The organism is Paenibacillus sp. LHD-38, assembly GCF_031157315.1.
In the GTDB taxonomy this organism is placed as follows: domain Bacteria; phylum Bacillota; class Bacilli; order Paenibacillales; family Paenibacillaceae; genus Pristimantibacillus.
Genome location: NZ_JAVIFU010000047.1, coordinates 38731 through 52357, shown reverse-complemented (window position 1 = coordinate 52357; position 13627 = coordinate 38731). Strand labels below are relative to the sequence as shown.

At 49.5% G+C, this 13627-nt stretch carries 14 protein-coding genes and 1 tRNA gene; 2 read left to right on the top strand and 13 right to left on the bottom strand.

The features are described 5' to 3' along the window. The first annotated feature begins 85 nt into the window (after positions 1–85). Positions 86–319, top strand: coding sequence for a GntR family transcriptional regulator (locus RCO25_RS27910; RefSeq protein ID WP_308999350.1), 234 nt, complete (start codon positions 86–88; stop codon positions 317–319). 182 nt (positions 320–501) lie between these two features. Here the strand turns inward: RCO25_RS27910 and RCO25_RS27905 are convergent, their stop codons facing one another. The 3 genes from RCO25_RS27905 to nrdR form a co-directional block, all read right to left on the bottom strand. After that, on the bottom strand, positions 502–870 hold the full coding sequence (locus RCO25_RS27905) for a DoxX family protein (protein ID WP_308999349.1): 369 nt from the start codon (positions 868–870) through the stop codon (positions 502–504). 591 nt (positions 871–1461) lie between these two features. After that, positions 1462–1537: transfer RNA gene (locus RCO25_RS27900), tRNA-Ala, on the bottom strand. A 43-nt stretch (positions 1538–1580) separates the two neighbouring features. Further along, positions 1581–2063 carry a transcriptional regulator NrdR gene (gene nrdR / locus RCO25_RS27895; RefSeq protein ID WP_308999348.1) on the bottom strand — a complete coding sequence of 161 codons (483 nt, stop codon included), beginning with the start codon at positions 2061–2063 and terminating at the stop codon, positions 1581–1583. 142 nt (positions 2064–2205) lie between these two features. On the opposite strand from nrdR, the gene RCO25_RS27890 reads away from it, so the two are divergent. Further along, positions 2206–2424, top strand: coding sequence for an alpha/beta-type small acid-soluble spore protein (locus RCO25_RS27890; protein WP_169085206.1), 219 nt, complete (start codon positions 2206–2208; stop codon positions 2422–2424). Between the two features lie 108 nt (positions 2425–2532). Here the strand turns inward: RCO25_RS27890 and RCO25_RS27885 are convergent, their stop codons facing one another. The 10 genes from RCO25_RS27885 to pstA form a co-directional block, all read right to left on the bottom strand. Beyond that, positions 2533–3099 carry a lytic transglycosylase domain-containing protein gene (locus RCO25_RS27885; protein ID WP_308999355.1) on the bottom strand — a complete coding sequence of 189 codons (567 nt, stop codon included), beginning with the start codon at positions 3097–3099 and terminating at the stop codon, positions 2533–2535. Continuing rightward, a complete protein-coding gene (coaE, locus tag RCO25_RS27880; RefSeq protein ID WP_308999347.1) occupies positions 3096–3692 on the bottom strand; it encodes a dephospho-CoA kinase in 597 nt (198 codons plus the stop codon). Before coaE ends, RCO25_RS27885 begins: the two co-directional genes overlap by 4 nt. Before the next feature lie 15 nt (positions 3693–3707). Further along, a complete protein-coding gene (locus RCO25_RS27875; protein ID WP_308999346.1) occupies positions 3708–4427 on the bottom strand; it encodes an MntP/YtaF family protein in 720 nt (239 codons plus the stop codon). A 153-nt stretch (positions 4428–4580) separates the two neighbouring features. Further along, on the bottom strand, positions 4581–5411 hold the full coding sequence (mutM, locus tag RCO25_RS27870; RefSeq protein WP_308999345.1) for a DNA-formamidopyrimidine glycosylase: 831 nt from the start codon (positions 5409–5411) through the stop codon (positions 4581–4583). A 48-nt stretch (positions 5412–5459) separates the two neighbouring features. Beyond that, positions 5460–8138: a DNA polymerase I gene (gene polA / locus RCO25_RS27865; RefSeq protein ID WP_308999344.1), complete on the bottom strand. Its 2679-nt coding sequence runs from the start codon at positions 8136–8138 to the stop codon at positions 5460–5462. A 102-nt stretch (positions 8139–8240) separates the two neighbouring features. Next, a complete protein-coding gene (locus RCO25_RS27860) occupies positions 8241–9461 on the bottom strand; it encodes an EAL domain-containing protein (protein WP_308999343.1) in 1221 nt (406 codons plus the stop codon). 2 nt (positions 9462–9463) lie between these two features. Beyond that, positions 9464–10996: a GGDEF domain-containing protein gene (locus RCO25_RS27855; protein ID WP_308999342.1), complete on the bottom strand. Its 1533-nt coding sequence runs from the start codon at positions 10994–10996 to the stop codon at positions 9464–9466. Between the two features lie 246 nt (positions 10997–11242). Further along, positions 11243–11902 (bottom strand): phosphate signaling complex protein PhoU, encoded by a 660-nt coding sequence (gene phoU / locus RCO25_RS27850; RefSeq protein ID WP_308999354.1) that lies wholly within the window; start codon positions 11900–11902, stop codon positions 11243–11245. A 51-nt stretch (positions 11903–11953) separates the two neighbouring features. Next, the gene (pstB, locus tag RCO25_RS27845) at positions 11954–12709 is read right to left on the bottom strand and encodes a phosphate ABC transporter ATP-binding protein PstB (RefSeq protein ID WP_308999341.1); all 756 of its coding nucleotides are present in this window, start codon (positions 12707–12709) and stop codon (positions 11954–11956) included. A 42-nt stretch (positions 12710–12751) separates the two neighbouring features. After that, complete coding sequence (gene pstA, locus RCO25_RS27840; RefSeq protein WP_308999340.1) at positions 12752–13627, bottom strand: phosphate ABC transporter permease PstA; 876 nt, start codon at positions 13625–13627, stop codon at positions 12752–12754.

Genomic DNA, 13627 nt, shown 5'->3' with positions numbered 1-13627 from the left:
TAACCAACGTCATATTACGTAAAAAATTTAATCGCAATACTGAAAGCTACCTCAGCGAGTTAGAGAAAAGATGGGATCTACTTAATTGTTAGTTGATTATGCTGTCGTAGAAAAAAAAGCGTGGGAAGAACTCGAACGGCTTGGTTTGATTTACACCGTGACCGGCAAAGGATGTTTTATAGCCGAACTCTCGGCCGACGAGATGCTTCAAAAACGCAATGAAATGATCTTGAAGCAGATGGTTATTGACACTTCGTATTACAAATCCTTTGGCCTCACGATTGAAGAAGTTTTTGAGCTTTTGAAGGAAGTTTATTGAAAATGTAGATATGAACAGAAAACCACGTCCATAGGACGTGGTTGATTTTGTTTTATTGAAGGAGCCTAGAGGGATACATCTCGTATTAACTCGCTTATCCATCATGGTATGTCCGAAACTTTGATCAAATGGCTGACGAAGATAACTCGACGAGGACTCTTAGCGGTAGATTCAGTCGCAATTTACCCAAAAAGATGGGGTAGTTCGTCTGCATATAAAATTACTACTGCAGTAGCTATCAAGAGATTTAATAAGGCCGGTATCACTTTTCCAATCGGATGTTTGACTCTGAAATGCGAGAAGCACGCCAATAGCATCATAATGCCTATCAATATTCCGGTCCATGCGGCAATCTCCGGATACCAGTAGCCGATAATAAGTCCTATGCATCCAACAATTTGAACGTAGCCCGTAATAACGCGGAACCATTGAGGAAGCTTAATCGAATCAAACAGTTCGACCTGATGCTTGGCTCCTGCAATCTTGCTTCCGCCAAAAAAGGCCATGGAGAAAAGCAGCCAACTTTGAAGAACGATGGTTAGTATATGCATTTGAACCCTCTTCCTTATTAATTTATTATTATCCGACACCGATCAGTGTCCTATTTCATAATATAACACCATTACGTGTCCTGTAAAGCAATTATTTTAATGTATTGGGTGGAAACCTTCTCAATTGGCCAATTTGAATTCTTAATAAGCGACATGCCAACCTGTTATAAAATTTGACGCTCCATCCTGCGGCCAGACCAAGCAATAATGCGGTCTGTTGGATTTTCACGACGAGCAGTACTCAAAGTATCATTCAGCATTCAAAAGCGAACCTTTTACACCTCCATAACAAAAAAATCCGCAACCATGATGGTTTCGGATTGTTCTTATGGAGCCTATGGGATATAGCTCGTACTAACTCGCTTATCCATCATGGGATGTCCGAATCTTTGATCAAATGGCTGTTGAAGCCTACTCGACGATGACCTTTAGCGGTAGATTCAGACACCGTGCTCCTACATTAGAAGCGCTCCTTTGAAGCATATTCGTCCACTCCGTCCGCGCGGACTGAACCCCGGGGTTCGCCTCCTTCGAGCTTCCACCAATAAAACAGAAAACCACGTCCAGAGGACGTGGTTGATTTTGTTTTTTTGGTGGAGCCTAGGGGGATCGAACCCCTGACCTCTTGCATGCCATGCAAGCGCTCTCCCAGCTGAGCTAAGGCCCCAAATGACGACAAGATTGATCTTAGCATACGGTCCTAAGATCTGTCAATCTTTATCTATCATACTGTTAAGCGGATGCTTGGAGAGCAGGTTGTTGAGCTCCTTCATGAACATATCGATATCTTTGAATTGGCGATACACGGATGCGAAGCGGACATAGGCTACCTCGTCTACCGGATACAGCTCATTCATCACGATGGAACCGATATCGCTGCTATCGACCTCGGCATGTGCCGTCGTGCGAAGCTCCTTCTCCACCTCGGATACGATAACCTCCAGTCGCTCTACGGGCACTGGACGCTTCTCGCAGGCCCGAATAAGACCGCGTAATATTTTGTCGCGGCTGAATTCCTCGCGGCTGCCGTCCTTCTTGATGACGATTAGAGGCGTTTCTTCAATCATTTCAAAGGTCGTGAAGCGGCGGCTGCACTTTTCACATTCACGGCGTCGGCGAATTGATTTGTTTTCGTTGGCCGGTCTAGAGTCTAATACTTTCGTACCGGCATAGTCGCAATATGGGCATTTCATGATGCGGTTAGCCTCCTTTCTTTGTCGAAAAGCCTTTGAAAATCAGCTCTTCAAAAATAATTTTAATTTCCATGTAATTCCTGTAATGAAGTTTTGATTTTTGCACATAATACTTTTACCAACCGCAAGGAGGTGAACATACATGAGCGCATCCCGCAGCAGTAACCAACTGGTAGTGCCACAAGCGACAGCTGCCCTTGATCAAATGAAATTTGAAGTTGCTCAAGAGCTAGGCATCGCGATTCCGCAAGACGGATACTACGGCAACATGGCTACAAAAGACGCAGGCTCCATCGGGGGATACATTACCCGTCGCCTAGTGCAAATTGCCGAGCAATCCCTTGCTGGTCAATACAAATAATGATTCATTAAAAGTTGTATGAATAACGGAAGCTTTGGCTGGGCCTGTCCATGAAGAGACAGGCCTCCAAGGCTTCATTGTATTTTCGCATTCGCAATTGCTTGTCCATCAGAAAGTCGGATATAAATCTTTATACTTATTATAATAGTAAATGACCCGCTGTACATAGTGTCTAGTCTCACCGAACGGTATTTCCTTGACCGATTCGATCGTTCCATCCCACACGCCGGTTTCCAGCCATTTCCGAACATTGCCTGGACCTGCATTGTACGCAGCTACGGCGGCAACCTTATTCTGATCAAACTGTTGGTTCAAAGATTGTAAATACCAGGAGCCAACCTCAATGCTAACATCTGCCCGGTGCCGAAGCGTATCCTCCGTTACATCCTTAAAGCCCGCTTTTTGAACGACCCAATCCGCCGTATCAGGCATAATTTGCATTAAGCCCAAAGCACCCTTCTTCGAATCCTGGCCTGTCCGATAATTGGTTTCGCTGCGAATAATCGCCGCAACCAAATGGGGCTCAACTCCGTAATTTGATGCGCTTGCCCGAATATCATCCTTAAACTTAACGGGGTACATCCAAGTGCCAAGCCAATCGGATTTAAGGAACAGAATCGTCATTAATCCGAGCAGCAGCAACAGCAATACTCTTTTCTTCAGCAGCACTCTCATGGCAAGCACTGACTTTTCCAAAATTCGTCCAGCTGCCGCTTCGTCTCCGCAAGCGAACCGCTGTTATCAATTACCCAATCCGCCTTACTGCGCTTTTGCTCGATATCCATTTGCAGCGAGACTCTTCGACTGGCTTCTTCCTCTGAAACTTGGTTTCTTTCCATTAATCGAACCTTCTGTATCTCCGCAGGCACGTATACGACCATTATGCCGTCGAAGAGATGCTCCTGCTTGGTCTCGTACAAAAGCGGGATGTCCGCTACGATTAACCGTTCGGGGAACTGCTCCGCATAGGTATGTATTTTTGCCTGCATACGCTCCCGAATAGCCGGATGCGTAATCGCTTCGAGCTTAGCCAGCGAGTCTTTGTCCCGAAATACAATTTCACCTAGTGCCTTCCGGTTAAGCGAACCATCCGCCTCAAGTACGGCTTGTCCGAACGTAGAGGCTATTGCCTCTAGTGCCGGTTCACCTGGAAGCACAACCTCTCTTGCGACTTGATCGGCATCGACCAGCAGCGCACCGCGTTCCACGAGCAAGCTCGCGATATTGCTTTTACCGCTGGCAATACCGCCGGTTAATCCGATTTTCATCCATTTCACCTCAAATTATAACAACTTCATGATTCCCATCATGATTAATAATATGCCTGGCAGTAAAGATAATGTTTGCATGCCTCTCCAAGAAGAGAAACGAAAACCAAAACGGATACCGCCGACTAAGAAAATCGCACTCGCAGCCGCGATCATTAAAGCCGTTAGCAGCGAAGGCAAACCGATCAACGCAGCACCGAGTCCTGCTCCGAAAGCATCGAGAGATAATGCAACGCCGAGCATAACCGCTTCCGATGCAGAGATGGTCCCCGATTTGTCGACATCCGCTGCTTGCGGCGTTCGCAAAATTTGAATGACCAGCCCTAGGCGTTTCAACTCCACCATAACGACAAGCGCTGCGCTTGCGATTTCTCCGGCATGCGTTCTCGCACTGCCATCAGCAGCTCCAACGACGCTCTCTCGGCCGGATGATTCGGCAGCCCCGTTTGCCTCATCATTGCGTTTTCCTCGCCTAAGCTGCAGAAGCGCCCAACCGCCGATCAGCATCAGCACGCATGCGCCAATGAGGCGCGCAACGAATTCGGATAGAAAGCCGGTCAGCCAGCCTCCTACCTGCATGGACAGATAAATAATCAGACCGGAGCAGCAAGCAATGATAAGAACCGACAGCAACGGGATGCGGATTCTCCGCAAGCCATAGGTAACACCAACACCAAATCCATCTAAACTAACGGCAAAAGCAAGAACTAACAGCGAAGCAACATGCGCGAACAATCGTTAAGTCCCTCCCCGCACGGCGGTTATCCGGCTCACGTTAACGCTGTGAGTAGACATCCGCCTATTGTTCGTAACACACCTATCATATGCGGGGAGTATTTGTCTGTGCATGTCGATTAAGAAATGCTATTGCTCCGTTCCTTTCACTGATCAGGATAATGGCTGGCATTTATTGCAAATATGCGTGCCCCTGCCTCCAACGACAAATTTAAAAATCGGTTTGGAGCAGGTCGGACAAGGCTCGTCCTTCTTGCCGTAAACGAGCAGCTGATGCTGAAACATCCCCATCTCGCCTTGCCCGTTTACATAAGATTTAATCGATGAACCGCCCGCCTCAACGGCATTCGCAAGCGTAGAACGAATGGCTTCGTAAAGCCGCTTCCACTCTGCCGGCTTTAATGTATTAGGCGTGCGTTCGGGATGAATGCGAGCTTGAAACAATGCTTCATCCACATAAATGTTACCCAAACCGACGATATGCTCTTGATTGAGCAGCAGCGGCTTGATCTTCGTCGCACGTTTCTCCAGCTTGCTGCGCAGCGCTTCAAGAGTAAAGGACGGCTCAAGCGGTTCTATGCCCAGCTTGTTAAGCGGGGGGAGCTCCAGCTCCTGCCCGGCTTGGAACAAATGCATCGTGCCGAACTGGCGCACATCTTTATAACGAAGATCCGTTCCATCCTCGAAATGAAAGATCACATGCGTATGCAGTTCGATAGGTTCATCCGACGCAAATACGCCATAACGTCCTTCCATTCGCAAATGCGACACTAAAACCAGACCATCCAATAGGATCCGCAAAAATTTGCCGCGACGTTCAACGGTTTGAATCGTGTGTCCAACCAAGGCATCCGCAAATTGCTCTGGCTCTGCGGGACGCTGTATAATACGCGGGAGTCTTACGGTTACAGATTTAATCCGTTTTCCCGCTACAAGTTCAATTAATGTTCGTCTTACGGTTTCTACCTCTGGCAATTCAGGCATTTCTCCTCACCTCAACAACCATTATACCCGAAACTGCGCGCCAATGGGCTACTTTGCTTCATACCAATTGTCACCGAAGCTCATGTCCGCCTTAAGCGGAACATCGAGCTCGAGCGCTCCAGCCATAACCTCCGGCACAAGCGTCTTCATAAGCTCAAGCTCATCCTCCGGCACCTCGAATACGAGCTCATCGTGCACCTGAAGCAGCATGCGGCTCTTCAGCTTGCGCTCGCGCAGCGTAGCATCCATATGCACCATCGCCAATTTAATAATATCGGCTGCTGTGCCTTGAATCGGCGTATTCATGGCTGTCCGCTCTGCAAAGGAGCGCAGGTTAAAGTTCGAGGCGTTGATGTCATTCAAGTAGCGTCTCCGCTCCAGCAGTGTCGCCACATAACCATCACGCTTTGCCTGCAGGACAATGTCGCTCATATATTGACGGACACCTTTAAACACTTCCTTATAATCCTCGATGAATTTGCCAGCCTCTTTACGTGTGATGCCAAGGTTTTGCGATAGACCGAAATCGCTGATTCCATATACGATACCAAAGTTGACCGCCTTAGCTGAGCGCCGCATATTGGGATCGACTTGATCAGCAGGTACGCCGAATACGTCCATCGCGGTCTTCGTATGAATATCCATGTCCTTAATAAAAGCTTCCTTCATGTTCGAATCGTCTGCGATATGCGCAAGCACCCGAAGTTCGATCTGCGAATAGTCGGCTGCTACAATGGACCAGCCGGGCTCAGACGGAACGAATGCCTTGCGGATTTGGCGTCCTTCTTCCAAGCGGATCGGAATATTCTGCAGGTTCGGGAACTGACTGCTTAGACGACCCGTAGCTGCAATCGTCTGGCGGTAATAAGTATGGATCTTGCCCGTTTCCTTGCGTACCTCCTTCAGCAGCCCTTCTACATAAGTGGACTGCAGCTTGGAGAGCTGGCGGTAATGCAGGATTAGCGGGATAATGTCATGATAAGGAGCGAGCTCCTCGAGCACCTCTGCATCCGTTGAATAGCCTGTTTTCGTCTTTTTCTTGGCGGGCAATCCAAGCTTCTCGAACAAAACCTCGCCAAGTTGCTTTGGAGAACCAATATTGAATTCCATGCCGGCGAGTTTGTACACATTGCTAATAATGGTCGTAAGCTGTCCCTCCAGATTACGGCCAAGCGCCTCCAACTCCTCGGATTTCACCTTAATGCCCTGAAACTCCATACCGGCGAGGATACGTGACAAAGGGTGCTCCATGTCAAAATAAAGCTTGCTCATCCCCGTATTGCTTAGCTCATCGGTTAACAGCGGCACCAGCTTCCGAACTGCTTCCGCCTTCATAGACAAATGCCGGTACAACGTATCCGAATCTGGCACTTTGAACTTCGCGCCCTTCCCGTATACAGCTTCATCCGGCGGCAGCATAGACAGCCCTTGCTTCTCGTTGATGCCGCTCAGCGTCTGGCTCGCTTCAGTTGGATCAAGCAGGTAGGCGGCGAGCTGAACGTCGAATGCTGAACCCTCGAAGCTAATTCCGCTCCACTTAAGCGCAAGCTCCACCTTGTGCAGATCAAAGCCGTACTTCGGCTTGTCCGCTTGCTCCAGCCACTCACGAAGCTTCGCGGCGAAAGGCTGCTTAAGCACATGGAAGGGAAGGGCAAAAACCTCCTCCTCCGTGGCAATCGCAAGGCCTACCAGCTCCGCGTGATGCGGATTTTCGCCTATGGCTTCGATATACAAGCCGTTTTTGTCCGATTTCCCGAGCAGCCCGACCAGCTTAGCCAGCATCTCCGCATCATTATCAGTCTCGATAATTCGAATATTCAGATCAGCTGCCGCCGCCTGCGCTTCCTCTTCCATATCCCCTGCTTCCGCACCTAGCTGCAGCCGTTCGATCAATGATTTGAATTCGAGCTTGCGGAATGCATCCGCTAGCTTCGAGCCGTCATAGCCCGCATAGCGAATCTCTTCCATGCTCTTTTCAAAAGGCACCTCACGGAATATGGTCGCCAGCTTCTTGCTCATCGCGGCATCATCTTTATGATTCTCAATGTTTTCCTTCAGCTTGCCTTTGAGCTTGTCCAAATTGTCCAAGACGCCTTCAACCGAGCCATGCTCGTGCAGCAGCTTAAGCGCCGTCTTCTCGCCGACGCCGGGCACGCCTGGGATATTGTCGGAGACATCGCCCATGAGACCCTTTAAATCGATAATTTGCATTGGCACAAGGCCATATTTCTCTTGAATAGCTTCGGGCGTGTACAGATCAACCTCGCTGACACCTTTGCGCGTAACCGCAATAGTCACCTTATCGGATGCAAGCTGGAGCATATCCTTGTCCCCGGTAACGACGAACGTCTCCACGCCCTGATCGTCTGCCGCTTTCGTAAGCGTTCCGATAATATCATCCGCTTCAAAGCCTGACAGTTCGAACTGGGAAATATTGAAAGCGTTCAGCAGCTCCTTAAGCACCGGGAATTGCTCTGACAGCTCAGGCGGCGTCTTTTGTCTTCCGCCTTTGTATTCCGCATAACCTTCATGTCGGAACGTTATTTTGCCGGCATCAAAGGCAACCAGCACATGTGTCGGCTTCTCTTGCTCAAGCAGCTTGAGCAGCATCGTCGTAAAACCGAATATCGCGTTCGTATGGTTGCCGGACGAATTCGTAAGCGGCGGGATTGCGAAAAACGCGCGGTAAATTATACTATTTCCATCAATGAGCATCCATTTTTCCATAAGGAATCAACACCTTCTTTATGTAGCATTCATACCTCCCAGTATACCACAAAATGGGCTTTTCCCAAGCATCGCTGCCATAGGAAAGCCCATTACGTTCTTTTAATGCTTAGGCAAATGGAAAGCTTCAGGCTTGCCTAAGAGATATCCTTGAGCATACTGGGCGCCCATCTCACGCACCTTCGAGAGCTCCTCTTCTAGCTCAATGCCTTCGGCGATAATCGAGATGTCCATTTTGGCGGCAAGCTGGATCAACGTATACAAAATATGCTCCTTCATCTCATCGAGATGGATGTTCTGGATGATGGAACGGTCCACCTTCAAATAATCAGGTCGCAGCTCAACTACGGATTGCAAGGAGGAGTACCCTGCTCCAACATCATCGATCGCGATCTGGTAGCCTTGGCTGCGATAATGCTCGAGCGTTTTTTTTACCGTGCCAAAATCCGCAATTGCGCTTCGTTCCGTAATCTCGAAGACGACATGATGCGGAGACAAGTGATGCTGCTCCAGCAGGCTTAGCGTTTGTCCCGGCGAAAAGCTTGGGTCTTCCATAATTTGCGCCATTACGTTTATAAACAGCTTCTGGTTTGGCAAAAGCGGGATACAGCCGTCGATTGCTTTCTCCCTTGCCAAGCGATCCAGCGAGTATGTCAATCCCTGCTGCTCGGCAAAGAGAAACAGCTCCATTGGCCCCCCGAACCAAGTCGTATCCTCCGTTCGCGTTAGCGCTTCGTAACCAAACACCTCTACCGAACGCTGCAGCGAAACGATTGGCTGGTACACGGGCTTGATAAGCCGTTCGCCGATCACGTGGTCGATTGCCCGCCGCTTTAAGCTGCGCACCATTGCGTCTGCCGATTGGCCGTGCAAAATCGCTTTTTTCATTACCTCGTACCAAACCAAGCCGTCTGCGGCAAGCGAATCATTTGAGGAAACGGCAACCCCTGCATGAAGCTTCCTATCCACGTTAAGCCGCTCCCCGCAGTCGAGCCCTTCAATAAAGCGCCGCTCCCAATCATGAGTATGCTTATGGGCAAGCTCAAGCAGCCACCCCTCAAGCAGCGGCTGGCGTCCTGCCGGCAATCGCAAATGAATGAATAAATCCTCCTTCATCCATTGTAAACCCTCATAAAGCAAGGAGCTGCCAAATGCAGCTTTTGCCTCGCGCTCCGCAAAAACGCGCCATTGCTCCTGCAGCGAGCAATCGCGGCTCCTCTGATCGCCAGTCGGAAGCTGCCACGACAAATATATAATGCCAAGATGGCCTGCGCTCTCGTTCTTCACGCCTTTTAGCCGCCATATCTCACTAAGTTGTCTCAATTTTACTTTCGTTCCTCTCCATGATGCATTCCTGATATTTGATCCATGACACATACGCTGCCTTTAAGTGCTTTCGCTTGCTTTTTCAGCTTAGCCGCCAGCCTTGGGATCTCCTCCGTCGTAAGCGGCACCTTCCCATCCCACAGCATGAGCGACAAGGAGAGCGTTACGCCCTCATGATCAATTAGGTTGCCATGCCGATCCTCGACAGTGGTGATCTCGGCACCCCCGTAGAAGGGTTTAATGCCATGTTCGAATTTTGTGATCAATGAATTGCATAAGCTTTCAGCAATAGAAGCCTTCGTCACCGCTATAAAATCATCCCCGCCGATATGACCGATAAAGTCAACGCTGCCGCCGAACTGATCAAGCTCTCTCCGTAGTAATTCTCCGAGGTAGCGAATCAAATTATCGCCCATGCCAAAGCCAAAGCAATCGTTATACCATTTAAAATAGTCGAGATCCGCATAGATGACGGCAAGCGGCTCGGCTTGGCCGATTCGCCGTCGCAGCTCGAGCTGGATTTCCTCGTTCCCCGGCAACCCCGTAAGCGGATTAGCCGTGCGCGCTGCCTCCGTTCGGAGCGTCGTTATGCACTCCAGAATGGATCTAATCGAAGCCGCACCCGCCATCTGCCCATCCTTCGTAATGAGAACTACATCGTAAAGCTGCGAAAAATCCCGCGCCATCGCCAGCTGCGATACATGCTCGACAGTCAGCTGTTCATCCACGATGAGCGGCTGATTGTTCATGATTCGCTCGACCGGCCTGTTCCAATAAAGCGGAAGCCCGAATTGGCCGGCCAGCATCTGATGCAGCTTCTCCTTCATTAGGATTCCGATCGGTTTTCCTTGGTCGACAATGACAGCGCCTTGCGCCTTTGCATTCGTATCAAACAAGTAAGCGACCTCCGATACTCTTGCCCTTGCAGGAAATATCGGAAACGGAACTGCGAGCGTGCCAATTCTTACGGATTTGCTGTGAACCCCCGATAAATCTTGGTTATGCGAGGACTCACTTGTTGCCGCGAACTGACCGAAGTTCACCTTGTCCAATCGGCTAACCGGGCTGGATTCCTTATGCTCCCTGCCAAGCGAGATATGATATGCGCTCTGCTCCATCGCATCCAGCAGCATCCTGTATACAACCGATTCCGAGGAACGGCCGGTAGCTGGAGGAAACGCGGCAGATATCCCCATGCTAACCTCAGCTTCGCATTCTGCCGCGTTTTCCTTCCCGCCAGCTGCCCAAGCTTTCCGTAACCTGCCGTGCAACCGCTCCAACGCTTGTTCAATGACCTTGACGATCGGATCATCCTCTTGCCGACGTTCAAACAAAAAGAAGTAGTCCCATTCAAGCCGCTGACGCCAAAAGAGTCTTTGCTCTCCGCTCTCCCAAAGATGCAATGCAGCTTCTGACAAGGCATGACCTAATCGGAAGCGAACATAGATAACACCGATGCCGCCCTCATCCCAGCGCTCTTTGATGCTGCGGAGCATATCTCGATTGAATAAACCAATCCCGACTCCATTCATGATATTCCCCTCGTTCGACTAGCTTCTATTTCTAGTCCTTTGACACTTACTTTAGCACTCAATTGTGAATGGAGATGCATAAAAGGATTAAATCCCGGTAAAATTCGACATTTTTTTCACTACCCATGTCCAGATAGGCTTAAATGGCAAAGGACGTTCGGAAGAAGCACATCACGCTGTGAGATTTAACAAAAAAACCGTCCAAGCGCTTTGGCTTCGACGGTCTTAAGTATCGTTTACCTCATTTTATACGTTCAAATCCGGTCTATTCCCTGTCACGAGATAAACGACGCTCTCGCCGATGTTCGTTGCGTGATCACCGAACCGCTCCAAGTAGCGTCCGACAAAGCTCAGCAATGACGATTGCGTGATGTTGCGGGGATTTTCCATCATAAGTGAATAGAGCTCACGGGTTATTTGTCCGTAAAGGGCATCAACCTGATCGTCGTCCTTCGCCATTTTGTACGCCAAATCCACGTTCTCCTGAATGAAGGATTGAATGGATTCATACGTCATCAATTGAACGATTTCTGCCATGCGCGGCAAATCGATCAACGGCTTAATCAGCTCCTGTCCTTCTAGGCGCAGGACAACCTTAGCGATATCAACAGCAAGATCGCCCATCCGCTCCAAATCGCTCGCAATTTTGAATGCGGACAAAATTCGGCGCAAATCCTTGGCTACCGGCTGCTGCGTAGCAATAAGCTTCGAGCCGATTTCCGTAATTTTCTCTTCCATTTGGTTCAGCGTCGGGTCCTTCTCGATGACCTTCTTGGCGCGGGCAACGTCAACGGACTTTAGCGCCTCCATCGATTCTACCAACGCATTCTCTACGAATGTACCCATGTCGATCAACAGGTTATGAAGATGCTCAAGTCCTTGGTCAAATTCTTTACGTGCAACCATCACAACGGCATTCCTCCTACAATATAAGTTACTACTATGGCTGACTCCTGCTTAACCGAAGCGACCGCTAATGTAATCCTCCGTACGTTGATCTGTGGGATTGGAGAACAGCTTCTCTGTATCCGAGTATTCCACGACTTCCCCATTTAAGAAAAACACGGTTTGGTTCGATACGCGGGCTGCCTGATGCATGTTATGAGTAACCATCACGATCGTATATTTATCCTTCAGTTCTTGGGCAAGCTCTTCAATCTTAAGCGTGGAAATCGGATCTAGGGCAGATGTGGCCTCATCCATGAGCAAAATATTGGGATTCACGGCAAGCGCGCGGGCAATGCACAAACGCTGCTGCTGTCCGCCGGAGAGTCCGAAGGCCGAGCGTTTCAAATGATCCTTTACTTCGTCCCAGAGCACAGCGGATTTCAAGCTCGTTTCTACGATCTCGTCAAGCTCCCGTTTGCTTGTAATCCCATGCAAGCGGGGACCGTATGCGACATTATCATAAATCGATTTCGGGAAAGGGTTCGGCTGCTGGAACACCATGCCTACCTTTTTGCGAAGCGTCTCTACGTCCACTTCATTGGAATAAATCTCGGTTCCGCCGATAGCGATACCGCCCTCGATACGAGTGCCAGGAATCATGTCATTCATGCGGTTCAGTGTACGAAGCAGCGTTGATTTGCCGCAGCCGGAAGGTCCAATGAAAGCCGTGATCGCTTTCTCTGGAATCGTCAGCGTTACATCCTTCAAAGCGTGGAAAGCGCCGTAAAACAAATTCAGCTTGTTAATATTAATAAGTGCTTCCATATCGTTTTCCTCCTAAAATGTATGCTCATGCCAGCAACGCTATTAAACGTTTTTCTGATATTTATTGCGAAGCAATATGGCCGAGAAATTCATCAACAGCAGCAGCGCTAGCAAAACGATAATACCGCTGGCCGCAAGCTCCTTGAACTCAAGCTGAGGCTTAGACAACCAGTTGTACACTTGAATCGGAATAACTGTAAACGAATCCATGAGACCGTCTGGCAAAAATGCGACATAAGTCAGCGCTCCGATCATAACGAGGGGCGCCGTCTCGCCGATTGCCCGCGACATGGCAAGAATAACGCCAGTCAGGACGCCTGGAAGCGCAGAGGGCATAACCGAACGGGATACGGTTTGCCATTTGGTCGCGCCGAGCGCAAATGAAGCATCGCGGCGCGACTTCGGAACGGCGCGGATCGCTTCCTGCGCCGAAACGATAATAATAGGCAGCACGAGCAGCGTCATCGTTAGCGCGCCGGCAATGAGACTGCGGTCAAGCGCGAGAAGACGGACGAACAGGGTCAAGCCCAGAATCCCGTACACGATGGACGGAACGCCCGCAAGCGTACTGATATTAAGCTGAATCATCCGGGTGATACGGCCCTTCTTCGCATATTCTTCGAGATAAATGGCCGCTCCCACTCCGAAAATAAACGAAATTGGCGCCATAATAAGCAGCATATAGATCGTACCGACAAGCGCGGATTTCATCCCCGAGCCATCGGCCTTGCGGGATGGAAAGTTCGTGAATAAATCAGGCTGAAGCCTCGAAATACCGTCGATCAAAATATCTATGATCAGGGCGCATAACGCGAGCACGCCGATGGAGGTAGCCACGACGAACAGCATATGAAGCATCCAGTCCGTTTTGCGCCGACCCGCGATTTGCTTGCGATTCGCATCTTGAAATATGTTCAT

Excerpts from the sequence above, each read along its gene's own strand:
- RCO25_RS27905 (WP_308999349.1), bottom strand. The coding sequence starts at position 870 with ATGCATATACTAACCATCGTTCTTCAAAGTTGGCTGCTTTTCTCCATG.
- nrdR (WP_308999348.1), bottom strand. The coding sequence starts at position 2,063 with ATGAAATGCCCATATTGCGACTATGCCGGTACGAAAGTATTAGACTCT.
- RCO25_RS27890 (WP_169085206.1), top strand. The coding sequence starts at position 2,206 with ATGAGCGCATCCCGCAGCAGTAACCAACTGGTAGTGCCACAAGCGACA.
- RCO25_RS27885 (WP_308999355.1), bottom strand. The coding sequence starts at position 3,099 with ATGAGAGTGCTGCTGAAGAAAAGAGTATTGCTGTTGCTGCTGCTCGGA.
- coaE (WP_308999347.1), bottom strand. The coding sequence starts at position 3,692 with ATGAAAATCGGATTAACCGGCGGTATTGCCAGCGGTAAAAGCAATATC.
- mutM (WP_308999345.1), bottom strand. The coding sequence starts at position 5,411 with ATGCCTGAATTGCCAGAGGTAGAAACCGTAAGACGAACATTAATTGAA.
- polA (WP_308999344.1), bottom strand. The coding sequence starts at position 8,138 with ATGGAAAAATGGATGCTCATTGATGGAAATAGTATAATTTACCGCGCG.
- RCO25_RS27855 (WP_308999342.1), bottom strand. The coding sequence starts at position 10,996 with ATGAATGGAGTCGGGATTGGTTTATTCAATCGAGATATGCTCCGCAGC.
- phoU (WP_308999354.1), bottom strand. The coding sequence starts at position 11,902 with ATGGTTGCACGTAAAGAATTTGACCAAGGACTTGAGCATCTTCATAAC.
- pstB (WP_308999341.1), bottom strand. The coding sequence starts at position 12,709 with ATGGAAGCACTTATTAATATTAACAAGCTGAATTTGTTTTACGGCGCT.
- pstA (WP_308999340.1), bottom strand. The coding sequence starts at position 13,627 with ATGAACATATTTCAAGATGCGAATCGCAAGCAAATCGCGGGTCGGCGC.